At 37.5% G+C, this 24,271-nt stretch carries 25 protein-coding genes and 1 pseudogene; 5 read left to right on the forward strand and 21 right to left on the reverse strand.

What is annotated here, in order from left to right; all coding sequences use genetic code 11:
• The 13 genes and pseudogenes from WAX78_RS23030 to WAX78_RS23090 form a co-directional block, all read right to left on the reverse strand.
• A pseudogene (locus tag WAX78_RS23030) lies at window positions 1–387 on the reverse strand (RNA-guided endonuclease InsQ/TnpB family protein); the annotation flags it as partial.
• Window positions 388–608: 221 nt separating this feature from the next.
• On the reverse strand, window positions 609–872 hold the full coding sequence (locus WAX78_RS23035; protein ID WP_336484380.1) for a hypothetical protein: 264 nt from the start codon (window positions 870–872) through the stop codon (window positions 609–611).
• A 72-nt stretch (window positions 873–944) separates the two neighbouring features.
• Entirely contained in the window at window positions 945–1,448 is a 504-nt protein-coding gene (locus tag WAX78_RS23040; protein ID WP_336484381.1) for a DinB family protein, read from the reverse strand.
• Window positions 1,449–1,671: 223 nt separating this feature from the next.
• Entirely contained in the window at window positions 1,672–2,103 is a 432-nt protein-coding gene (locus tag WAX78_RS23045; protein WP_336484382.1) for a VOC family protein, read from the reverse strand.
• 36 nt (window positions 2,104–2,139) lie between these two features.
• Window positions 2,140–2,637, reverse strand: coding sequence for a GNAT family N-acetyltransferase (locus tag WAX78_RS23050; protein ID WP_336484383.1), 498 nt, complete (start codon window positions 2,635–2,637; stop codon window positions 2,140–2,142).
• 26 nt (window positions 2,638–2,663) lie between these two features.
• The gene (locus WAX78_RS23055) at window positions 2,664–3,578 is read right to left on the reverse strand and encodes a phosphotransferase family protein (RefSeq protein ID WP_336484384.1); all 915 of its coding nucleotides are present in this window, start codon (window positions 3,576–3,578) and stop codon (window positions 2,664–2,666) included.
• A gap of 1 nt (window position 3,579) precedes the next feature.
• The gene (locus tag WAX78_RS23060) at window positions 3,580–5,424 is read right to left on the reverse strand and encodes a M3 family oligoendopeptidase (protein ID WP_336484385.1); all 1,845 of its coding nucleotides are present in this window, start codon (window positions 5,422–5,424) and stop codon (window positions 3,580–3,582) included.
• A 183-nt stretch (window positions 5,425–5,607) separates the two neighbouring features.
• Window positions 5,608–7,221 carry an APC family permease gene (locus WAX78_RS23065; RefSeq protein WP_336484386.1) on the reverse strand — a complete coding sequence of 538 codons (1,614 nt, stop codon included), beginning with the start codon at window positions 7,219–7,221 and terminating at the stop codon, window positions 5,608–5,610.
• A gap of 364 nt (window positions 7,222–7,585) precedes the next feature.
• Complete coding sequence (locus WAX78_RS23070) at window positions 7,586–9,070, reverse strand: aldehyde dehydrogenase family protein (protein WP_336484387.1); 1,485 nt, start codon at window positions 9,068–9,070, stop codon at window positions 7,586–7,588.
• A gap of 47 nt (window positions 9,071–9,117) precedes the next feature.
• Window positions 9,118–10,014 carry a 4-hydroxy-tetrahydrodipicolinate synthase gene (gene dapA, locus WAX78_RS23075; protein ID WP_336484388.1) on the reverse strand — a complete coding sequence of 299 codons (897 nt, stop codon included), beginning with the start codon at window positions 10,012–10,014 and terminating at the stop codon, window positions 9,118–9,120.
• Window positions 10,015–10,096: 82 nt separating this feature from the next.
• Window positions 10,097–11,050: a proline racemase family protein gene (locus tag WAX78_RS23080; protein ID WP_336484389.1), complete on the reverse strand. Its 954-nt coding sequence runs from the start codon at window positions 11,048–11,050 to the stop codon at window positions 10,097–10,099.
• Window positions 11,047–12,084, reverse strand: coding sequence for a proline racemase family protein (locus tag WAX78_RS23085; protein WP_336484390.1), 1,038 nt, complete (start codon window positions 12,082–12,084; stop codon window positions 11,047–11,049). The genes WAX78_RS23080 and WAX78_RS23085 overlap by 4 nt, the downstream gene beginning before the upstream one ends.
• Window positions 12,081–13,256 (reverse strand): NAD(P)/FAD-dependent oxidoreductase, encoded by a 1,176-nt coding sequence (locus WAX78_RS23090; protein WP_336484391.1) that lies wholly within the window; start codon window positions 13,254–13,256, stop codon window positions 12,081–12,083. The genes WAX78_RS23085 and WAX78_RS23090 overlap by 4 nt, the downstream gene beginning before the upstream one ends.
• A gap of 361 nt (window positions 13,257–13,617) precedes the next feature.
• On the opposite strand from WAX78_RS23090, the gene WAX78_RS23095 reads away from it, so the two are divergent.
• The 4 genes from WAX78_RS23095 (at window position 13,618) to WAX78_RS23110 (ending at window position 17,206) form a co-directional block, all read left to right on the forward strand.
• Window positions 13,618–15,291 (forward strand): sigma-54 interaction domain-containing protein, encoded by a 1,674-nt coding sequence (locus WAX78_RS23095; protein WP_336484464.1) that lies wholly within the window; start codon window positions 13,618–13,620, stop codon window positions 15,289–15,291.
• 72 nt (window positions 15,292–15,363) lie between these two features.
• Window positions 15,364–15,636 (forward strand): (2Fe-2S)-binding protein, encoded by a 273-nt coding sequence (locus WAX78_RS23100; RefSeq protein WP_336484392.1) that lies wholly within the window; start codon window positions 15,364–15,366, stop codon window positions 15,634–15,636.
• A complete protein-coding gene (locus WAX78_RS23105; protein WP_336484393.1) occupies window positions 15,633–15,965 on the forward strand; it encodes a (2Fe-2S)-binding protein in 333 nt (110 codons plus the stop codon). Before WAX78_RS23100 ends, WAX78_RS23105 begins: the two co-directional genes overlap by 4 nt.
• Window positions 15,962–17,206 carry an NAD(P)/FAD-dependent oxidoreductase gene (locus WAX78_RS23110; RefSeq protein ID WP_336484394.1) on the forward strand — a complete coding sequence of 415 codons (1,245 nt, stop codon included), beginning with the start codon at window positions 15,962–15,964 and terminating at the stop codon, window positions 17,204–17,206. Before WAX78_RS23105 ends, WAX78_RS23110 begins: the two co-directional genes overlap by 4 nt.
• A 55-nt stretch (window positions 17,207–17,261) precedes the next feature.
• Here the strand turns inward: WAX78_RS23110 and WAX78_RS23115 are convergent, their stop codons facing one another.
• On the reverse strand, window positions 17,262–18,383 hold the full coding sequence (locus tag WAX78_RS23115; RefSeq protein WP_336484395.1) for a PepSY-associated TM helix domain-containing protein: 1,122 nt from the start codon (window positions 18,381–18,383) through the stop codon (window positions 17,262–17,264).
• Between the two features lie 287 nt (window positions 18,384–18,670).
• On the opposite strand from WAX78_RS23115, the gene WAX78_RS23120 reads away from it, so the two are divergent.
• On the forward strand, window positions 18,671–19,639 hold the full coding sequence (locus tag WAX78_RS23120) for an FTR1 family iron permease (RefSeq protein ID WP_336484396.1): 969 nt from the start codon (window positions 18,671–18,673) through the stop codon (window positions 19,637–19,639).
• A 200-nt stretch (window positions 19,640–19,839) separates the two neighbouring features.
• Here the strand turns inward: WAX78_RS23120 and WAX78_RS23125 are convergent, their stop codons facing one another.
• The 7 genes from WAX78_RS23125 to murC all read right to left on the reverse strand — a co-directional run bounded on the left by WAX78_RS23125 (window position 19,840) and on the right by murC (window position 24,131).
• Window positions 19,840–20,415, reverse strand: a complete 576-nt coding sequence (locus WAX78_RS23125) for a histidine phosphatase family protein (RefSeq protein ID WP_336484397.1) — start codon at window positions 20,413–20,415, stop codon at window positions 19,840–19,842.
• 29 nt (window positions 20,416–20,444) lie between these two features.
• Window positions 20,445–20,624 carry a hypothetical protein gene (locus WAX78_RS23130; protein ID WP_336484398.1) on the reverse strand — a complete coding sequence of 60 codons (180 nt, stop codon included), beginning with the start codon at window positions 20,622–20,624 and terminating at the stop codon, window positions 20,445–20,447.
• Between the two features lie 22 nt (window positions 20,625–20,646).
• Window positions 20,647–20,835, reverse strand: coding sequence for a hypothetical protein (locus tag WAX78_RS23135; RefSeq protein ID WP_336484399.1), 189 nt, complete (start codon window positions 20,833–20,835; stop codon window positions 20,647–20,649).
• Window positions 20,836–20,851: 16 nt separating this feature from the next.
• Window positions 20,852–21,262 carry a PH domain-containing protein gene (locus tag WAX78_RS23140; protein WP_336484400.1) on the reverse strand — a complete coding sequence of 137 codons (411 nt, stop codon included), beginning with the start codon at window positions 21,260–21,262 and terminating at the stop codon, window positions 20,852–20,854.
• A 61-nt stretch (window positions 21,263–21,323) separates the two neighbouring features.
• A complete protein-coding gene (locus WAX78_RS23145; protein WP_336484401.1) occupies window positions 21,324–21,878 on the reverse strand; it encodes a GNAT family N-acetyltransferase in 555 nt (184 codons plus the stop codon).
• 146 nt (window positions 21,879–22,024) lie between these two features.
• On the reverse strand, window positions 22,025–22,576 hold the full coding sequence (locus WAX78_RS23150) for a GNAT family N-acetyltransferase (protein ID WP_336484402.1): 552 nt from the start codon (window positions 22,574–22,576) through the stop codon (window positions 22,025–22,027).
• Window positions 22,577–22,817: 241 nt separating this feature from the next.
• The gene (gene murC / locus WAX78_RS23155; protein ID WP_336484403.1) at window positions 22,818–24,131 is read right to left on the reverse strand and encodes a UDP-N-acetylmuramate--L-alanine ligase; all 1,314 of its coding nucleotides are present in this window, start codon (window positions 24,129–24,131) and stop codon (window positions 22,818–22,820) included.
• Window positions 24,132–24,271 lie beyond the last annotated feature (140 nt).

The raw sequence follows: 24,271 nt of genomic DNA on the forward strand, positions 1-24,271 counted from the left end.
AATCATGGCTTTAAATAATGCATCCAGAAAATTATAATCTACATAAGTTTTTTCTGTAGTTGGTTCTGAAAACAAATTACATTTCACTTCTTTTTGTTTTTCTTTTGGTTTTATTTTCTCTTTTTCCAATTTCTTTTGATAGGCAAGAAGTTGTGTATCATTCATCTTCTCAATATTTTTAGAAATTATATCCAAAACTTCTTTTTGTAAAGGTTGCAACTCCTTATCTTGTGTCAAACCTGTATATACTTGTCGTATATAAAAGTTTGTCGTGTTGTACATATTCTTAGCATTTTGGCAAGATTCTCGAAAATAAGAATACATACGATGTCCTTTTTTAATCCAAATCTGAAGAGTTTTATAATTTATTTGATTTTCCGTTGTCATTTTTTCACCTCCTTGTTAAGGATATTATACCAAAACAAGAACGTATGTTTTTGTTATTTTTTGAACATAAAATATTTTTTTCGATTCACCTCACCACCTTCACATATGTTTAGAGGTGGGAGTTCTCTCGAAAGGTATGATAGAAAAGGTGAGCACAGGTTGTTGTGCTCACTTTTGTTTTTAGTTTTTAACATGAGGTTCGTTAGCGGAATTTATATGTATTATAAAAAATCAATATAATCTTTAGACTCACGTAATGATAATCCTAGATCTTTTTGGGCTTTCTTAATCGCTCTAATTTTCTCTCCATCTTTAACCAACTGACGGATTTCTTCATTGCTTACATGCTCTGGAGCACCCACTTGTTTAGCTATTTGCTCTAATTGATTTTCTGTTCGTTTTACTCTTTTATTCATTTGATTGATATGATCTGAAATATAAATGACACCGAAAAAAACAAATGCAGTTATAACCCAAGAATTCATATTTATTTCTCCCTTTCTTCTACATTACAAGCTAAATACAAAATAAAGGTACTCATTTTCCCTAATAGAAGATTACTTCTTATACAAATAAAGGCCATAATCTTGCATAATAGAGGCGTGACCTTGTTGTCGTAACATAGCTGCCATATTACCGCGGTGATAAGATCCATGAGTAACAACGTGTAGTATAGATTCGGAAATAGAGGTTGTAAGTAAACCAGCATATGGATTATCAACTACAATTACTTTTTCCATATCTTCCTGAACACTTAGAAAGGCTTTATACCTCTTCGATAAATCGAAAAATATACTCTCCATTTCCTCGATACTTTTTGACTCTGTTTGCTCTGTGAATTGATTTACAACTGCAAATGCTTCATTCATACTTTTACCAGAAATTACATCTAACCATAAATGATCAGTGAGATAAATATGAGATAATGCTTTTGATATGGAAGGGAAAATACTCTGCATTTCCTTGTTGTAAACATCCTGAGACAGTTCTTTTAATCGGTCAACCATTTTTTGGTTTGCCCATACATGGTAGTCATACATTTCTAATGTGGGATTTATCATATTTTACATCTCCCTTTTCCCTATATTCCAAGCAAAGCATAGAATAGAGGCAATGATTATAGTGACCGTCTGGATTCACATCATTAATTTTTCTTTTTTAATTGAAATACAACAAACTGCCATGCTGTTCTAGAAGGAAAATTTTCACTTTATTCTAAAGCTCTGCTAATCCCTTCTTGAACGAGCCCGATAGTTCAAGAAATTACGTATATGTACGAAATCATTAGAAAGCAATCATAGCCCCTCTTTCATCAAATACAGAATCCGGGTTCCAGGCAATCTCCCAAAGATTATTTTCAGGGTCAGCAAAATAAGCTGTTCTTCCTCCCCAGAAAGCATCATTTGGTTCTCTTAAAATTTTTCCTCCTGCTTTCCGAATTTCTTCAATTGTTGTATCAACTTGTTCAGGATGATCTACGTTAATCGCAAAAGTTACACCACGAAAAGTTTCTACGTCTTGAGTGATTGAAACTCCAGCATCCTTTGCTAATTCCTCAATAGGAAATAGAGAAAGAATAACACCCGCTGTTTTAAAAGCAGCGTAAGTATCTGAACTTATTTCTGTTTCTTCCCATCCTAGACTTTTATAAAATGTACGAAGAACCGGTAAGTTAAACGCACCAATTGTTATTAGGCTTACTCTTTGTAGTACCATGAATATATTCCCTCCATAATGTATACCTTTAAAAATTTAAATACTCCCTCTTGAATGAAACACTTGGATCGGTCCGTCCCAACTTTCTTTCTTAATCTCTCGATACTCGTTATTTGTGTATGCAGAAATAATTTTCCGCCAAAACGCTTGGGCTGGAATATTTTCTTCAATCTCTGCAACTTCCCATTCCCCATGGAACTTACAAAACAATCGAAAAGCCGCTCGTTTTCCTACACCACTTTTACGATACTTTTTCATAACAAAAAATTCCGACATAGAATAATATGTACGATTACTTTCCTCAACCTCTCGAATCAGTGCGAAACCTGCATATTTCCCATCCACTTTTATAAAGAACGGAAAGCGATTTTCTTCTGTAAAATAATGATCTAAATACATATATTCATACAAACCATGCTCATTGACATCTTCAGGATCAAATTCGCTGAAGTCATATTTATATAGTTCCATCAAATTCTTTAAAACTGCTTTATTTTCTACTTTTACTTTTTCAATTTCCAGATTCATATCCATATTTATTTCTCCTCATTCTATTAAACCTATAAAAATGTATATATTTCGTTACTAATTGTCTCAACACGTTCTTTATAGTACAGTCCTTTATCCTTTATTTTGAGCTGAGCAATAAACAGATTAGCCAGCATTACTGCCGTATCAAGCCTATAAAACAAGCAAACAATTGGAGAAAGAGACTCAAAAATATGCTCATTTTTATATCCAGCTTTAAATTCACTCCAATTCACTTCATTCACTTCAGCTATTCTCATAAGCTCGAGCAGGGGATGGCCAATTAAAGCATTATCCCAGTCAACGATTGCTTTAACTTCCCCGCTATAGCCAATTACATTTACTGGCCGAATATCCATATGGAGGAGCCTCTTTACTTGTTCTCCTTCCATTAGAATCGCCTCAATTTCTTCTGCTTTTGGAAATTGAATACGTAAAGAAGTAATTTGATTAAATGATTGTAGTCTTTTAACGAGACGCTCTGCTATATGCTTTTCTGTCGTCTTCCCACCTTCATTTTCATAATTCAAACCTTCAATCGGCATATGATGAAGCTTATTGGCTATTTCCCCAATTTTGTAAGAAGAAATTGGAGTGGCATCAGCAGCTACATAGTCTGAAATTAAAAAATCAAGTTCCTCAGAAAGATGCAGGCCATGAACAGCTGGTACTGGAATCCCTTTAGAATGACAAAACTTAGAAAACTTTGCTTCTTTTTGCAATGAAAGTCGACTGCTAAATGAATTTTCATTTATATTAGCAACTTCGCGCTCCCATGGTACACGGAAAGCGAAAGAACTTGTTTCCGAATCTCCTCGAAAGACAACATTTTGTACGCCGCTCCCTGCTATTTCTAAGCTTTTAACAGCTAACTCTTTATATTCTCTAGTTAATATATTTTGTAGCTTCGTTTTCAATTCCTCTGTTTTTGACGCTACATTCGGCATTTCATTTCCTCCCAACTCGAACATTACAACAAACTAAGTCCAACTTCTCTGTTAAAGCAAGAAAGTCTTTTATATCTTGTAAAACAACATGTATTGCTTTCTCCCAAAATTCTTGTTTTGTTAAATCAAAACCAAGATGATGAAAAGCTAATTGCTCAGCAGTCATTCTGCCAGTATCCCGAAGTAAATGTATATATGTTTTTTCAAATGAAGATCCATCTTGAAGTGCATTTGCATAAATTCCTTGGCTGAATAAGAAGCCAAATGTATAAGGGAAATTATAAAAAGGTTTATCTGTGAAGTAGAAATGTCGATTCCAAATCCATGAAAAATCATTATAAGAAGCAAGCGACTCATTGAACGCATACTTCTGTGCTTCTGCCGTCAGATGGTTCAATTCATCTACTCCTACAACCCGTTTTTTTCGAATTTCATAAAAGTCTTTTTCAAATATAAAACGGCCCTGCACCCCTATTAAATAACTAAGTGCAGATTGTATTTTTGCTTCTAAAAGGAGCAGTTTTTCATGTTCATCTGAAATATCTTTAATCATTGCATTTAAAATGATAGTTTCAGCAAAAGTAGAAGCCGTCTCACTAACAGCCATTGTATATTGCTGTGCAAATGGCGGAACATCATTTGAAATAATTCCTTGATGAAAAGAATGCCCTAATTCATGTGCAAGTATAGCGAGATTATTAGGCGTTCCTTGAAAATTCATGAAGATGCGCGACTGTTTTGTTAGCGGAAATCTAGATGAGAATCCCCTGCTTGCTTTTGTATCTCTGTTTTCAGAATCAATCCAGCCTTCCAGAAATGCTCTTTTTGTATAATCCGCCAATTTAGGGCTAAAAGAGTTGAACTCAGTAAGAATCATTTCAGCAGCCTCTTCATATGTATAAGTCTTAGTCACTTTTCCTATAGGCGTATATATGTCAAACCAATTCATTTTTTCTACTCCTAGTAGGTGGGCCTTTCTCTCTAAATATGAAGTTATTACAGGCTTACTGTGATTGATGGCTTCCCACATAGAATCAAGCGTTGTTTGCGACATTCTATTATAACGAAGTGGTTCTGTTAAGATAGAATCTGAAGCTAACCCCCGATGTTTATATACTTGTAATCGAAAACCAGCGATGTTATTTAAAGCTGCTGCACATGTTTCAGCTACTTTTTCGCCTGCATCATTTAAAGCATTTACTAGATTCGTTCTAGTATGCTGATTTACAGATGAATGTAATATATTATATGCTTGTCCAAAACTCAGGCATTTACTTCGCCCTTCTTCCTCTAGAACAATTTTCGTTTTCCCAGTGACAGAATTATATAAATTGACCCAAGCATGATATCCATTAATAGAAAGATCTTGAATCAACTTTTCCTGTACTATTGGCAATTTTTTCTTCGCCTTTTCTCTTTTTTCATGAAGCGGGTAAGCAATCGGTTTTATTTGTTCCAGCTGCAATAGCTGTTCCCAAATATCATCTGGTATGTGTACCAATGTTTGTTCAAAGTCGTTTATGACTATCTCAAATTGTGTTGAAATACCCCTGACTTTTTCACTTAATATAATAGCCTTCTCATCTTCAACATTTTCTGATTCCAAACATCCAACAAAATGGGTTGCTTCGAGCAAGCGATTAGATAACTCTTGTATTCGATCCATTTGTTCTATCCACCGTTCGAATCCACTTATTGATTTCAGTTCCTTACTCTCTATTGTTGTAGCTATTTCTTTAGAGATATCTTCCTCTAGTTTCATGAGAAAATGTTTAAACTCACTAGACTCACTTCCCCCGTGGAAAATCTCATCCAAACTCCAACGCTGTTTTAAGGTTCCACGCAATTTACCCACCCCTTTTTAGAAGATTACTATTTCTCTTTTCCTAATTAACTTAGTATTTTATAATCGGATTTTTCCACTCCATATTATACCACTAATTATCGGTAAATTCAGAAAAAAAGGAAGAAGCGTTTTTCTATACGTTCCTTCCTTTTCTACGGTTCTATTTTTCGCAAAAACTAGATGTCATTTACTAATTGTAGTATTCTCTACCTGTAAATAATCAGTGCTTTCCACTTCGTCTTCGTCATCCAAATCTACAATAGGTAAAGCAGTATGAACCGCCCAGTAATAGCTAATCAAAGAAACAATACTAACCGCTATCAAATCTGTTGAATTCGTTAAATATCCCTTTCCTTCACCAAACATACCGAAGTATGACACAACCATTATGGCAATGTAGTAAAAAACGAGCCATAACGATGACTTGATTTGCTGGGCAAAAGATACTTGTGAAGTTGGTGCCCATTTTTTGCAACATAGATAAATTACAAACATAATAACTTGTGAAGATAATAACCAAGAAAGTGTTTTCCAACCAGACCAATAAACAATTAATGATGCAATGACAAATGAAAGTGGTCCAATGATTGACATCCCTTTTACCCAAAACGGACGGTTTAGCTCAGGAGCCCGTTTTCTAAGCGCCGCCGTTGTAATCGGTGCGAGAGCATAACTTAATACAAGCGCTGCAGAAACAACATTAATTAATGCTTCCCATGAAGGAAACGGTAATGTCCAGAAAACAGAAAGAACAAATGTAAGCCAAAGTGCAGGTCTTGGTATGCCTGATTTTTCATCAACTTTAGAAAATACTTTAAATAAGGTTCCGCTTTGAGCCCAGCCATATACAACACGAGGGGTAGCGGACATATAAATATTCCCCGTTCCACTCGGTGATATAATGGCATCGGAAACGATAAAATAGACCATCCACCCTAATCCTAACAGAACGGAAATATCTTTAAATGGTAAACTAAATTCATGACTAATTCCCGCCCAACCTTGGCTAAGCATTTCAGTTGGAATACTTCCAATAAAAGCAACTTGTAAAAGAACATAAACAATCAATGAAGAGATCACAGACAAAATAAGAGCAATTGGTATCGTTCTTTGTGGATTTTTCACTTCACTTGCAACTGATACAATAGGTGTCAGTCCTAAATAAGCAAAAATAACACCGCCTGCAGAAATAGCTGCTTGTACACCAGAAAATCCAAACGGCGCAAAACCAGCACTTGAAAAATTATCACCATGTAAATGCATTAACAATACAATGATTGTTAGTGCTGGTACAAAAAATTTAAAGATGGTTATAATTAAATTCGATTTAGCAAATGTTTTTACGCTCCAATAATTTAACAGAAAGAAAATGACGAGCAGCCCAAATTGCATAAGCCATCCACTTATAGTCGGCAAAGTAGAATTTTCTTTCGTCAAGCTCGGCCACCAAGCTGCTGCATATTGCCTAGCCGCTTCTACTTCAATTGCTATTAAACTTGAAAATGCAATAAGGGTAATAAATCCTAATAAATATCCAAGTATAGGACCATGTGAATAAGCAGGATAGCGAACAATTCCTCCAGCCCTTGGAAGTGATGCCCCAAGTTCACAGTATACAAGTCCTAATAAAAAAATAGCGATTCCACCAATTACCCATGAAATAATTCCCGCTGGACCTGCTATTCCTGAAACATGGCTAGCAGCAAACAACCATCCTGATCCAAACATAGATCCAAAACCAATAAAGGCTAAATCCAATAGTGATATTTCTCTTTTAAACTTGCCTTTGTTTGCCATACTTTAATCTCTCCCCTTTCAAACTTATATTTTCTTAATATTCAGTATTTTTAAATTAGACTATTGCCATTATTTCATAATTTTATAGAAGAACAGCATATATGAAGAAAAATTTTCTATAAAAGTTTAATATAAGGAACACTAATGATGTGCTGCTCCCTAAATCATATGTTCCGTTTTTCTTATACATCAAGCTTTCAAACAGTGCGGAAATTTCAAACCTACTGCTGGTTGAAGATTCATCTGATGTAAACGCTTTATTTTTTAGAAATTCCAATAAAATTAATTGAAAAGATGGACAGTTCGATTGGTGAGAGCTTTCCATCAGTGGGGGATGAAGCCCCCCGCTGATGGAAGTTTCACTTTATTTCAAGTTCACCCAAATGCTCTTCACTTCTGTATAGTTGTCGAGTGCATAAGAGCCCATTTCGCGCCCAATGCCCGATTGTTTATAACCACCGAATGGAGCAGCAGCATCTTCTAAGTTGTAATCATTAATCCAAACTGTTCCGGCCTTTAAGCGATTCGCCACTTTGTGTGCCGTTTTAATGTTTTCTGTCCATACACCTGCAGCGAGTCCAAATGGAGTGTTATTTGCTCTTTCGATGACTTCTTCAACTGTATCGAACGGCAGAACTCCAACTACTGGACCAAATATTTCTTCTTTTGCGATTGTCATATCATCTGTAACATCTGCAAAAATGGTTGGCTGAACGAAGTATCCTTTTTCAAATGCCTTCACACCGCCAGCTGCAATTCTTGCTCCTTCTTCTTTTCCTTTTTCAATATAACGTAACACGCGCTCTTGTTGCTTTTTAGAAACAAGCGGTCCCATTTCAGTCCCTTTTTCCATTCCTGCACCGAGCTTTACATTGTTTGCTAGTTTCGCTAGTTCTTCTACGACTTTTTCATAGTGCTTTCTATGGACGAACACTCGAGATCCTGCACTGCAGTTTTGACCATGGTTATACATGATACCGTTAAAAGCACCAGTAATTGCTTCATCTATATTCGCATCTTCTAAAATAATATTTGGTGATTTTCCTCCAAGCTCTAACGTCACATGTTTAATCGTTTCAGCTGCTTGGCGCATAATATACTTGCCAGTGTCTGTGGAACCTGTAAAAGCTACTTTTTCAATATCGTGATGATTCACAATCGCTGCACCTGCTGTTTGGCCGAATCCAGGGACGAAATTCACGACGCCGTCCGGGAAGCCAGCTTCTTTAAAAAGCTGTGCTGTATATAAGAGGGATAACGGCGTTTGCTCAGCAGGTTTTAATACGATTGTACATCCTGTCGCAAGTGCTGCACCCATTTTCCACGCAGCCATGACTAATGGATAGTTCCATGGAATAATTTGGCCGACAACACCAATTGGTTCATGACGTGTATAGTTTAAATAGTCCTTTGAAATCGGAGTCGTCTGACCAAGAATCTTCGTTGCCCAGCCAGCATAATAACGGTAATGTTCCACTGTTGCTGGAATATCGTCTTCTAATGCTACTTGATACGGCTTTCCGTTATCTAGCGCTTCCAATTGAGCTAGTTCTTCTTTATGTTCGTCAATTAAATCAGCCAGCTTGTAAATTAAGTGTGCTCTTTCTGCCGCACTAAGTTCAGGCCATGGCCCTTTTTCAAATGCCCGGCGAGCTGCCTTCACTGCTAAATCAATATCTTCTTCCCCTGCTTCACTTACGAAAGCAAGAACTTCTTCTGTCGCTGGGTTATACGTTTCAAACTTTTTACCACTTATAGCTGGTACAAACTTTCCATCGATAAAAAGCTCAATATTTCCTTCTAAAAAAGCTTTCACTCTCGGCTTTAATTCTATTTCTGCTGTTAACATATTCCACTCCCCTTTTCATTTTTCGATTCGTACAGTGCTATATTTTTTTACACATGTGAAACAGCAGTTAAAGTAGCTAAAATATCTTTCAGCTTTTGATCTTCCTCAGGCGTCAATCCTAAACGAGGATAACGAGAAGGACCTCCTGCCTGTCCATTTAATTCCATTGCACGCTTAACAATTTGCACATATTTCCCTGATCCTTCAAGGAATGTACAAAGCGGTAATATGCTGTCATTGATTGCCCAAGCTTCTTTTAGTTCACCTTCTTGGAAATGATTAAACATTTTCGTAACAAGATTTGGCACAATATTCCCTGCAACAGAAATCCAGCCTGTTGCCCCGACTAAATAAGACTCCATCACTAAATCTTCTGAACCGCAGAAAACTTCAATAGCCCCTTTGCTATATCTGACAAGATCTCTTGCTTTGCGAATATCCCCACTTGATTCTTTAATATGAGTAACTCTTTCACATTCTTTTCCGATTCGCAGCATCAGCTCTGTACTCATATCAACGCCAGATGTAAAAGGATTGTTGTACAGCATAATAGGCACATTCACTGCATTTGACACTTCTTTAAAGTGGAAATAAATTTCTTCCTCTTTCGGTTTACAATAATAAGAATTAATGATCAGCGCACAATCTGCACCATGTGCTTCCGCCTGTTTCGTATATTCAATTGTTTCTTTTGTCGTTTCAGCAGCTGTTCCCACAATAACAGGAATACGGCCGTTCACCTCTTTTAATACTGTTTCAACCATTTGGAACTTTTCTTCTTTTGATAAACTTACAAACTCTCCAGTGCTGCCGTTGATTACAATACCTGCAACCCCTTGATCTACGAAGTAGTTTACATTATTTTTTACACCGCCCCAATCAATCTCCTGCGCCTCATTCATTGGAGTAATTAATACTGGATAAGCTCCTCTAATTGTTGTCATTTCTATTTCCCCCTTAATATTTTTTTAGTTTTTTTGCTATCACTAGCAAGCACAATAACTTTAGTAAACAATTATAATTTAATTATCTTAGTAAAAATCCAGCAGATAAAGGATCTGTCGGATCTAATACAAACATCTGCATTCCTGTAATAAAACCACGGCTTTTCAAAGTAAACTTGTATCCACTCTCTGTTTGTTTCGCTCCTTGTACCGTCAAAGTGCTGCCAAAAATGCTTTCACTTATAAATGGTGGTTCTATACACACCTTCCCTTTAGAAAGTAAGCTTGTATAACACGCCATCGTCGATCCAAAACCAGGAGAACGAACAATATACTGGTCAGCGCGGAACGTAATGGTTTTTATTCGCCCTTCTTCTAAATGAGAGTCATCCATTAAAACAACACCTTTTACTGGCATTTTTGACTCGAGAGCTTGAAGCACTGTTTCTCCCCATCTCTTTAGTTCAGAAAGCTCCTCAACACGAATCTGTGCAGAAATATCACTTTTCTCAAACACTGCGTATAATTGATCAGCTTGCACGAGGGTGAACTGTGTATTGGAATGTGAATAAGACAATGGGATATTTGTTTCGACTATTTGACACGATTCACTTTCTATCACTACTGAAACTACTTCATCATTCCCCATAATCGCGGTAACGGAAATCACACCGCTGACCGTTTCGATTTTATATTCACTTGACGCCCTCGGCTTTAAATGACCGCATTCCAATAAAGCTGTAATCACAGCAACGATGCCCCCATAATGAAGAGGAACCGTTCCTTCATGATTGAAAAATAATACTGCGGCATCAGCTTCTTCATTAATCGTCGGAACAACAAGACAACCATTTAAACCAGCAAACCCACGCGGTTCATTCAACAAAAGATAGATTTCTTCCGCAAACACATGCATAAACTGTTCATTTAACTGTTCCAAGTTTTGATAATGAATAAACGGCACATCTTTAATAACACGAAACGCTTGACCAGCTACGTGTACATCCGTTGTTGAATACGTCTTCTGAATTTTCATTTCACGTCCTCCGTTTCATGTTCCATAGGGGGAATGAGCAGAAATCCTTCTTTAAGCGGATCTTCTTCGTGATAGAAGAAGCGATGCATCCCCATTAACCAAGCTGATCCCGCAATTTTGGTCACCACTGCCTCAATACCTTCCACATCTGTTGTTTCCAATACGCGTCCTCTAAATAAGGAACCGACAATGCTTTCATGAACGAATTCTTCGCCAATTGAAATTTCTTGATTGGCATATAGGACAGCCAATTTTGCAGAAGTACCAGTTCCACATGGGGAACGGTCGATTCCTCCTGGAGGAACAATAACTGTATTTTTCACATCTGCTTCCTCATGGGTTGGTTCAGTAAAAAATTCAACATGAGTTAACCCTTTAATAAACGGATGTTGCGGATGAACGATTTCAACTTTTTCATTAATGGTATTTCTAATGTTGATTGCTGTTTCGATTATGTTAGAAGCATTCTCTGGAATTAAGTCCAATCCAACCGATTTTGCATCAATGATTGCGTAAAAATTCCCACCATACGCAATGTCAGCATCTATACGCCCAATTCCCTCGACATCAACGGAAACACGTTTTAAAAGAAACGCTGGGATATTACAAAAAGACACTTCTTTTGCTTTTCCATTTTCTACTGAAATATCCACTTCAACGAGCCCGGCAGGTGTATCCAATTTTAAGGAAGTGACCGGTTCTTGAATGGGAATCAATCCAGATTCAACTAATGCTGTACACACACCAATCGTGTCATGTCCACACATCGGCAAATATCCGCCCGTCTCTATGTAAATCACACCAATATCTGCTTCTGGATGGCAAGGATCCGTTAACAAAGCACCAGACATGACATCATGGCCGCGCGGTTCATTCATTAACAGTTTGCGAATCCAGTCATATTCCTTTTTCATATGGAGCATTTTTTCTGACATTGTTTCCCCAACTAATTTTGGAAGCCCGCTAATCAGTGTCCTCGTTGGATTCCCGCCTGTATGTGTATCAATTGTTGTAAAGACTCTTTGTGCCCTCATCTGCTCAACACCCTTTCTGTAAATCGGTTAAAGCTAAGCGGGGCAACGGGAATCGATGTTTCTTTTTCATTAATGAGCTCTTCTATTATTTTCCCAGTTACTGCTGCGAGGCTAATTCCGTCCCCTTCATGTCCCGCCGCGATATAATAATTTGGAATTTTATCCACACGTGAAACGATTGGCAAATGATCTTCCGTCCATGGCCTTAATCCTGCATATGAACGAATCACCATCATATCTGCCATTTTCGGATAAAAGCGGATTGCTCGGTTAGCAATACATTTAATGATTTCATTGTTTACTTTCGTATGAAAACCGACAAATTCTCTACTGCTCCCAATTAAAAAATTTTGACTTTCCGTTGGTTCAAAGACAAGAGCTACTCCGTATTTTTCAGTGAGTGGATCAACAAGGCGCTTTCCACCAAACTTTGAAATTAAGTAGCCAAACTCCATTACTTTTCGAGATCCTACATGCTGCTGCCTTGAGGCAACGATGATATGCCCTTTTCTCGGTTCAATTGGTATTGAAAGATCAAGCATCTCTCCTATCCGAGGCGCCCATACTCCTGCCGCATTGACGACATGATCCGCAGTAAAAACTCCGTTTGTCGTTTCTACAGTAAATGAACCACTTTCTTCTTTTTTCATTTGTTTTACTTCGGTATGCTTGAAAGCTTTAGCTCCTAGTTTTTTTGCTTCTTCCAAAAGTGAAAAAGCTAAGAGATAAGGATTAACCGTAGAATCAGTGGCGCATTCTAATCCCCCTAGTAAGTCATCTGCAAAAAAGGGAGACTCCTGCCGAATATCCTGCCGGTCAAGCATTCGAAATGGTAAACCGGCAGCTTTTTGACGATCTACCCATTTCTGTGCCGCTTCCATCTCCTCGTCCGACTCACAAACAAGGATGCTTCCTGGTGCTCGATATTCAAATGGATGCTCCAATTCTTTACTTAATTCATCTACTAAATTCTGACTAAACAACGACATCTGACTATCAAAACCTGGGTCCTTATCAATCGCCAAAATATTGCCGTCACATCGTGAAGACGTGCCACTAACAAATTCCCCTTTTTCAATTATCGTTACATCCCTTCCATACTTAGAAGCATAATAGGCAATCGAACAGCCAATAATTCCCCCGCCAATGACTAACACGTCACAATGTTTCACATCGCATTCCTCCTCTCGATGAAATGGCCTCATTATCTAAAAATGCAATTCGTGTGCCAATTCATGTGAAACTATCACAATGAACTATTACTTCATCCTGGCTGACGGTTTGGTGCAAGTGACGGCGACTCGCATCGAACAGGAAAATTTCAGAAGGAAAAGAAATTACTTTTGTGCTTTCAAATTTTTGTTCCTATCACCGGAATTCATTCCTGATTCAGTTCCTCAACTTCTAAAAGCATCAGTTTTACTCTCATTTAATAGAATGAAATTTCCTGTTTAAATATTTTAAACATTTAGTTAATTGGTGTATAATTTTTTTTACAGTGTTAATCATTTTTTACAGCGCAGGAGGAGGATCATTATATTTTCATTACCGTCAGTAAAAGAAATAATAAAACATCTTCTAATCGATACACCGTTCGATAAACATCAAATTGAACAGAAAAACGGTGAATTTTATTATCGTTCAACAACAGAAATGCCTGATTTCCCATGCAAAATCGTATATGAAGATGATCCATTCTTCACCTTGGTTGAGGCGTTTAATCAGCATTCCGCAGCTATTATTCTTGATATAACAAAAAAACCAATAGGCTGTATAACAGCCTCTCAAATGATCCATTTTCTTCATAACTCTTACAATCAATTAAAAGCATTTTATGAAACTGTCATTCAAACGACCGATTCTTCAGTCACAGTCATTGATGATAACGAGCGTGTTTGTACATGGACCGAAGGCGCAGAAAAAATTTTCTCAGTCAAGCGTCAAGATATAATCGGCCGACCGATTACGGATTTTTTCGACTATAAAAATCTAGAAATCTTGCAATCTCTGCATAAAGGGAAAAATATTGTAGGACAGCATCATCAGCCTCGGTCTGATTTGTTTGTCATAATTAACTCTAATCCCGTTTATTTTGATGGTCAGATTATCGGGGCAGTCGTTTCAGAAACGGATATCACAAATCAAGTCGTACTGAATGAGAAATTATTTAATATGTCCAACGAAGTACACCGTTTAGAACAAGAAGTAGCAAAATATAAGGATTCATCTGATCCATTTCAATCTATTAAAGGAAAAAGTACCGCCCTGCAAAGAACAGTAGATTTAGCTAGAAGAGTATGTTCTGTTAAATCCACTGTTCTCATATTAGGCGAAAGCGGTGTCGGAAAAGAGGTGTTTGCGAAAGCAATTCATGAGGCAAGTGAAAAGCCGAAAGCACCTTTTATTTCAATTAACTGCGGCGCGATACCAGCATCTTTATTTGAAAGTGAGCTATTCGGATATGAACGGGGCGCTTTCTCTGGTGCTGATAGTAAAGGAAAAAAAGGAAAAATAGAACTAGCAAAAGGCGGTACATTGTTTCTTGATGAAGTAGGTGAAATGCCGCTCGAAATGCAGGTAAAACTCCTACGCGTGCTGCAGGAGCGGAAATATTATCGTGTCGGCGGAGAAAAAGAAATCAATATCGACTTCCGTATCATCGCTGCTACAAATCGCGATTTACAAGAATTAATGAGAAAAGGACAATTCCGTGAAGATTTATATTATCGATTGAACGTAGTCAGTTTGCACATTCCTCCTTTAAGAGAGCGGCAAGAAGATATTATCGAATTAACCCATTATTTTTTACATGATTTTTCTTTGAGCTATCAGCGGCCAATTCATGAATTCCCTCCAGAAGTCATGCATGAACTGCTTCGTTATGATTGGCCTGGCAATATTCGCGAACTTCGCAATGTCATAGAACGGCTTATCGTATTCGCAACAGATGGCGTAATAAAAAGAGAGTATTTACCCTTTCATCCAAACAGTATCAGCTTTGAAAACACACCAAAGGCTGTATCTAATGTAATTCAGGAAAGTGACTTCACCATCTTATCGCTGCAAGAAGAAATGGATCAACACGAGAAAAAAGTAATCGAAAGAGCGTTACAGATCTTAGATGGGAATAAATTAGAGTGCGCGAAACAACTTGGTATCACAAGAGCCACTTTATACAATCGTTTGAAGCGGCTCGGCCTACATTAACCCTCTTCCTCCTCTGCATTGGCACATTTTTTGCATAATATTTTTATGAAAGACTGTCGAGGAGGAATTCAAATGGTTAACAAAGAGAGCATTGTAATTTGCCGCTGTGAAGAAGTTACTTACGGACAGCTTCAGAAAACGGCAGATCAACATAAATGCACAGCAAGAGAATTAAAATTAAGAACCCGAGCAGGAATGGGCTTTTGCGGCGGCCGCACATGCAGGCCGACATTAGATAGAATTATTGAAAGTGTTATCCCTAATGTGTCACCTGGTGAAATTCAGTTAAAATATCAGCCCCCAATTCGGCCGGTAACCTTTGGAACAGTAGGTGAAAATCAATGACTAGAATCATGAACCATCCCATTTTAGGGAATTTAGATGATAGAGAACGTATTTCCTTTCAATTTGATGGAATTCAATATGAAGCATATGAAAATGAAACGATCGCTGCTGCTCTTTTGGCAAATGGAATAAGAAAACTGCGCGTTCACGAAGATAGCGGGACACCTAGGGGTATTTATTGCAATATCGGCCATTGCTTAGAATGCCGTGTAACTGTCAATGATCAAGCAAACGTAAGAGCCTGCTTAACGGTTGTAGAAAAGGATATGATTGTTGAAAGCGGCAAACAGCATCCGAATATTGTAAGAAGGATGGTGGAAAAGCGATGATTGATGTCATTGTAATTGGAGGAGGCCCAGCAGGATTAGCAGGAGCTATTACATGTGCAAGCTTTGGTCTCAAAGTCACTGTTATTGATGAATTTATAAAACCAGGCGGGAGATTACTCGGACAACTTCATCAAGAACCTTCCGGTGAATGGTGGAATGGAATAAAAGAATCAGAACGCCTTCATCAAGAAGCAAAAAAATTATCGGTCGATATTCGCTGCGGTGTGTCTGTTTACAATTTAGAAAAAGAAAACCACCTATGGAATGTACATACGAGCTTAGGTACGCTAGAAGCACCATTTGTACTAATTGCTACTGGAGCTGCTGAGTACTCTATCCCATTGCCTGGTTGGACCCTTCCTGGTGTAATGTCCATTGGCGCAGCTCAAGTAATGACAAATGTTCATCGCGTCCAAGTCGGCAAAAAAGGGATCCTTATCGGAGCGAATATTTTAGCATTTGCGATTTTAAATGAATTACAACTAGCTGGCATAACAGTTGATCGAATTATACTCCCTGAAAAAAGTGTCCTTAGTCAAAAAGCTGGTGAGCCTGAAGAGGTTATGAAATCGCTCTTGAACGCAGCTCATCTCGCCCCATCACCGTTATTACGTATCGGGAGCCGTTTCATGAGAAATGACTGGATGCGGAAAGTTGCTTTAAACTTTTATCCGAAAAACGGTATGAAAGTGAACGGTACTCCCCTTCAACTTCGGAAAGCAGCACTCGAAATTATCGGTACAGATCAAGTAGAAGGAGTACGCGTCGCCGATATTGATGTGAATGGCAATATTATTGCGGGGTCTGAAACCATTTACGAAGCGGATTTTGTCTGTATAGCAGGCGGCTTGTACCCGCTGGCAGAGCTTGCCGCTGTTGCTGGATGTCCATTTCAATACATTCCTGAACTTGGCGGTCACGTGCCCCACCATTCAGAGACGATGGAAACTCCTCTTGATGGACTATTTGTAGCCGGGAATATCACCGGGATTGAAAGCGGCAAAATTGCCATGGCTCAAGGAACAACGGCGGGATTGTCAATCGCCAAACATGCAGGAAAAGAATCGAACACAATTGACCAAAAACTACAACAAGCAGTGCAACATGTCCGTACTGTTCGCAGGCAAGCTGCAATCCAGTTCAATCCTGAAATTAATAACGGCAGAAGCAAAATGAACGAGCTGTGGGAACGCCTCTATTCAAATGACAGCACCGGGAAAACTCCCAAACAAATTGTGTAATGAAATAAGAAATCCCGCCAGCCTTTGTTCTGACGGGATTTCTTATTTACATAAGTTATGCTGCAGTTACTGAAGAACGTTTTGGCTTTCGCTTATTCTTTTTCTTGTGCCACCACATGTATGTACCAGTGAACATTAAGAATGATGGTGTAAGACCAGCAATAACATATAAGATTTTTGTAAATAAACCACCAAACGTTCCTGTATGTAGTGGTTTAAGCCATGTCTGATACGTCAGTCCATCATCCACCTTTGGATCTTGTTTAGCCAACACTTTCCCGCTATACTGGTCAACCCATATTTTCACATTCCCATTCCCTGGATCGTATGGACGACTCAAACGAATTTCCACAGCACCTTCTGCTTTTCCTTTTTTCGCTTGCGCTGGCACCCTTACTTGCATAATCTTCCCTTGAGGGACCGCCTTTTCAGCTTCACTTAGCAAGGAATCAAGAGGGAGTTTTCCTCCTGAAAGGGGCTTAGAAATAAGTTTCTCCTTCGATGGCATGACACTAGTTTTCGCTCCAAACCACCCAAAAATTGTCTTATCGTATGTAAAAAGTGCCCCTGTTAATGAAACCACTAATAAAAGTGGCATAGCAATGATTCCAATAACTTTATGTATATCATACTGTTTTACATATGTATTCTTACTGCGCCGTATAATAAAACCGCGTGCCCACTTTTTAATTCCAGGCCACCATAAATACAATCCAGATAAACTAATAAAAAAGAAAATAAATCCAATAATACCGACAATTTCTTTACCGTTAAAATCTTTCAGAAGTAAATGATAATGAATTTCTTTGACTTGATTAAAAAATGCTTTTTCCCCTAAATCTCCATTTATGTTACCAGTCCCTGGATCAACATATACAGATTTCGTCCCTTTTCCTTCTTTCAAATTAAACAAATAAATCCCTTGAGAGTGTGGATCATCTGGCGTATACACACGCTGAATTTCTCCCTTTGGGTATGCGCTTGCTACAGTTTGCAGGGCTTTCTGATACGTAATCGGTTGCCCCTCAGTTATTTTGTATAAATCGGGATAAATCATACGATTTAATTCGTTATCAAAGACAAGCAAACTTCCAGTCAATCCAATGAGCACAATAAATATGCCAGCTATCATGCTAAGGTATAAATGAACTTTTCTAACCATACTGCGAATCTTCATAAAAGTCCCCCTAAATTAAATGAAAAGTCAAATTAATATTAAGAATAATGATTATGATTATCATTGTCAATGTAAAATATATCCATAAAGAACGTTTTGTAAACTAAAAAAACTGTTTGAAATATACTTTCGTAAAACCATGACTTAGCGTAGGAAATATAATGTTTAGACGGTGATATCATGCTGCGAAAATTTTTATTGACAAACAAAAAGTACGAGATTAAGATTAATCTAGTTATTTGAGAAAGATTATCATTATCATTTTAGATATATTAGGGGGAAGTTCATTGCTTAAAAAATTTTTAAATCTCAAAACCATTCTTATATCGTTTTCCTTGTTGGTAGTAATTGGTGTCATAATATGGCAGGGAGTGAATTATCAAGGGAATCCTGATCCTACTGCTAAAGATATAACGCCAGGTGCTGCAATCATAAATACGGCTATCCTTATCTTTCGGGAAGGATTAGAGGCTATTTTAGTATTATCAGCAATTATCTCTGGCTTAGTGCGTAAGAAACAAGATAACTATTGGAAGCCCATTTCTGCTGGAGCAGGGGTATCCTTCTTGGCCACGATTGCTACGTGGTTTATTGTAGTAGGGATTATTTCTTCTGTGAATGCATCGGAGCTTCATATTCAAGCTGCAACAGGAATTCTAGCTGTTATTGTTTTATGTATTATCATGAACTGGTTCTTTCATAAGATTTACTGGCAGGGTTGGATTAACCTACATAATCGTAAAAAACAAAAAATAACTGGAAATAATGGTGAGAGTGTGGCAAAGAGTACATTTTGGTCTCTTTTCCTACTAGGTCTTACATCGGTTTATCGTGAGGGATTTGAAGTCGTTCTTTTCCTTCAAAATTTACGATTAAAAGTGGGGTCCGATGTTATCTTACAAGGAGCACTGATTGGGTTAGCGTTAACGATGATAGTGGGAGTTCTGACCTTTTTAGCTCATCGCCGTCTTCCTTATAAAAAAATGTTGGTATTTACAGGCGGTCTCTTAGTGGTTGTCTTGGCCGTAATGGTGGGCGAAACTGTACAAGAGATGCAACTAGCAGGATGGATTAGTACAACTACCATCAATGTTCATTTCCCTGATTGGATGGGAGTTTGGTTCTGTATATTCCCAACAGTTGAGACATTATTAGCTCAAGTTATAGCTGTAATTTATGTATTAGGTTCTTACTTTGCTGCTCGTTATTTAACAAAACGAAAAGCAATGAAACGACAAACTCAAGCAGTGTCATAGAAACAAATACTCATTTATGAAAAAGACTAAGCAACCATCGAGATTTGATATTCTATCAGAGCTCGGTGGCTGTTTAGTCTTCTTTGGAATTGTTTATCCTGCATTAACGGGCAATTGTTTCAACCAATCAGCAATGTGGAATGAAAAAACCCCCATTGATGGAGGTTTCACTTTAGTAATCTTGAATGAAATATCACACTCTATTCTAAGTGAATTGTACAATTATATAGTTCTGAATCCCAGCCATTCTTTGCTTTTATAAGTTTAGTTAGAGACGTGTTTCTCGGAGATTCTACCATATTCAAATGCGGTACTAATTCCTTTAGAAGATGTCGAATGAATGCACCATGACTAACGATTAATATATTCTTGTTATCATGTTTAGAGGCTATCTCTTCAATTACCGAAAGACCTCTTGTGATTACACTATCAGCACTTTCAATTCCTAAATCTAGCTCTCTCCAATTCTGTCCCCATTTTAAAACTCTCTCTTCTTCCGTTGTCCCTTCAATCTGTCCTCCGCCCGCTTCACGAAGCCTAGGTTCTAAATAAAGGGGGATGTTCGGAATTTTTTCTCCTATAATTTCAGCAGTTTGCTTCGCTCTTAATAGATCACTAGAATATATGAAATCCCAATTCTCCTTACACAAGCGCTCCGCAAGTTTATAAGCCTCTGATAATCCAGCTTGATCAAGGGAAATATCTGAACTCCCCTGTGCTCTCCCTTCTTTATTCCACGGTGTACTTCCGTGACGAATTATACCTATTTTAGTCATATGAAACCTCCAAATTATCAAAAATGAACTTAGTTCGAAGTATCATTCCTCTTCCTAAGCTCATCTCGGATATCTTTTAAATATTCATTTCTTTCTCTCATTCTCTTTAATACAATCGTTACAACATATGCTGTAAAAACTGCGGCCGCAAAAGGGAAAACAAATCCTAATATTGAAAAAATATTAAAAATAACATGTCCTACTCCCATATCCCTGCCCCCTTTAGTCTATCTATTGTTTAAAAGACTGTTTCCCTTCGCTTTTCCTATATCGATAATGAAAATAATAGAGCAGTACAATCGCTAAAATACCTAATCCAATCGAAAAATATAAGGGCCACTCCCAGCGTACATAACCTCTTACACAAACCATAAGTACCGTTAGCATTTCAAAGCAAAATAGTACTTTTATATTTTTCATCAGTTACTCCTTATATTTAATTTTCTATTCTCACATAAGGACTTCCTTGCAAAAGCAGCTCCATGAATTTTTCTTTCTCTTTTGGCATTGTAATCATATGCACTTCAAAATTACTACCGTACGTGATTTCTAAATTATTCTTTTTTCTTCCCACAAATCGTATAGTACGAATGCTTACAGTCGGAATTTTCTTCTTTGTTAACCAATGCCCTGTTATTAATTCTCCATCAACGACTTTATGCTGAAATACAAATATTTCAGAAATAGGAACAATATTTGCAGCTAAAAATAAGATTCCTGCTGCAAGTCCCGTCAGCCAACCTTTCTCGTGCAGCATAAATGATATAATGGGAGAGATTACGACAAGCAGTAGCATAATAACAGTAAGCAGTATCATAATTGGATTTTTTTTCACGTAAAATTCCATCTTTATCACTCCTTATCCATATTATACCATCAATTATTGATAAATTCAGAAAAAAGAAGCGTCATTTCATACGCTTCTCTCTCCATTCTCTTGCTAGCATACTATACACTGCTATGTCCTGAAAATGATCATATAACCATTCTCCCTCACGCATAATTCCATCTAAGTGAAAACCTAACCGCTCTGGAATTGCACGGCTCTTTTGATTGTTTACTCCGCAATGAATTTCAACTTTATTTAATTTTAATTCTTCGAAAGCATAACGAAGCGCAGCCTTTACACTTCGCGTCATAATTCCTTTTCCACTTGCTTCTTCCACAAGATAGTATCCAAGACTTGTTGCTTTCTTCGCCCAATTCACCGGATGAATCCCAATCATCCCAACGAGCCTTCCTTTATAGCGTATACCTGATTCAAAGCCATTTCCATCCGCGAAGTTATGCAGCCACATTGGAAAGATTTCATTGTACCCTTCAGCTGATTTCGTGCGATCCACCCATGGAAGCCATTCTCGTAAATATTCTCGATTGCTATCCACTAACTCGTATAGTTCATCTTTATATTGCATTTCTAACAATTGTAATTCGATTTCATCGTCAACGCGTAGTGTAAACATTTCCCTATCCCCTTATTTTTTCTTATTATTCTAACATTTTAAATCGCAAGTTTTCTAGAAAAAAATAACAACTTAGCAAAAAACTCTTTTTCTACTTTTTATACCATCAATTATTGATAAATTCAGAAAAAAAAAGAAGCGTCTTTCTATACGCTTCTTTCCTTCCATTCTCTCGCTAGCATACTATATACCGCAAGGTCATGGAAATGATTATATAACCATTCTCCCTCACGCATAATTCCATCTAAGTGAAAACCCAATCGTTCTGGAATTGCACGGCTCTTTTTATTTTTTACTCCGCAATGAATTTCCACTTTATTTAGTTTTAATTCTTCGAAAGCGTAACGGAGCGCAGCCTTTACACTTCGCGTCATAATTCCTTTTCCACTTGCTTCTTCCGCAAGATAGTATCCAAGACTTGTCGCCTTCTTCCCAAAATTCACTGGATTAATCCCAACCACCCCAACAAGTTTCCCTTTATACCGTACACCCGCTTCAAAACCATTTCCATCTGCGAAGTTATGCAGCCACATTGGAAAGAGTCCATTGTACGCTTCAGCTGATTTCGTGCTGTCCACCCATGGAAGCCATTCTCGTAAATATTCTCGGTTGCTATCCACTAATTCGTACAGTTCATCTTTATGTTGCTTTTCTAATAATTGCAATGAGATTTCGTCATCAACGCGTAGTGTAAACATTTTCCTATCCCCTTAATTTTTCTTATTATTCCAACATTTAAAATCATGAGTTTTCTAGACAAAAATAACAACTTAACAAAAAACTCTTTTTCTACTTTTTAATACAAACAGCTCTGAGGAACAAAGAACGCCTGCAATTGTATATATCATATTCCCTCTTAATCTTCACTGTTCCACCTTACTTAGAGCTAACTCTAAATAAACAAAAAAAATGACGTGCCAATTGCACGTCATTTCTACCTTACTTCTTCTCTGCCACTTGTACTTCCTTCGCATAAGCAGCTTCAAATTTTTGAATATCGCCAGCGCCCATAAAAATAAGTACGCCGTTTTTATGTTTCTTTAATACTTCTGTTGTCATAACTGTAATAAGCTCTGCACCATCAATGCGTTGCTGCAGGTCTTGAATTGTTAATTCTCCTTTATTTTCACGAGCAGAACCAAAAATATCACATAAATATACTTGATCTGCCTTACGTAAACTCTCTGCAAATTCATCTAAGAATTTTTGTGTTCGAGAGAATGTATGCGGCTGAAATACTGCTACAATTTCACGTTCTGGGTATTTCTGACGAGCAGCTTCAATTGTCGCATTGATTTCTGTTGGATGATGTGCGTAATCATCAATAATGACCTGCTCACCCATTTTCTTTTCATTAAAGCGGCGCTTTACACCACCGAATGTTGTTAACTGATGTTTCACAACTTCGACATCAATGTTTTCATAATCACAAAGAGCAATAACTGCCAATGCATTTAGCACGCTATGATTGCCATAACCTGTAATTTGGAACGTTCCATAATACGTATTACGAACAAAGACATCAAACACTGTACCATCTGTTCTTTTTTGAATGTTACGTGCCTGGAAATCATTATCTTCGCCAAATCCATAGAAAATAACTGGTACTTTCGCATGAATCTTTTGAAGTTCTTCATCATCACCACACGCAATAATACCTTTCTTCACTTGCAGTGCCATCTCTTGGAACGCACTAAATACATCATTAATGTCTGCAAAATAATCTGGATGATCAAAATCAATATTTGTCATAATTGCATAGTCTGGATGATATGACAAGAAATGACGACGATATTCACACGCTTCAAATACAAAATACTTACTATCTTCTACTCCAAGTCCTGTTCCATCACCAATTAAACAAGATGTAGGGCTTGCTCCTTGCATTACGTGAGATAACAAACCTGTCGTTGATGTTTTTCCGTGAGCGCCAGTTACAGCGACACTCGTATACTTACTCATAAATTCGCCTAAAAAATGATGATAACGATAAATAGGTAAATTTAATTCCTTTGCAAATTCAATTTCCTCATGTGTATCTGGGAAGGCATTTCCTGCGATAATCACTTGTCCTTCTTCAACATTATTTTTATCAAAAGGCAGGATAGAAATCCCACGACTTTCCAACGCTGTTTGCGTGAAAAAACGTTTGTCTACATCAGAACCTTGAACAGTATGATTCATATCATGTAAAATTTGTGCTAAAGCACTCATCCCTGTTCCTTTAATTCCTACAAAATGGTAAACTGTCATCTTAAAGAACCTCCAACATTTCGAACTATTCCAACGGTCTATCTATAAGACAGTATATGATTTTCTTTTTATTTTGGTAATCATCTCGAATTCCTTATAATCACGTTCATGCTCTCTTTTAAGTCCACAACAAATTTATT

The organism is Bacillus yunxiaonensis, from assembly GCF_037104695.1.
Lineage (GTDB): Bacteria > Bacillota > Bacilli > Bacillales > Bacillaceae_G > Bacillus_A > Bacillus_A yunxiaonensis.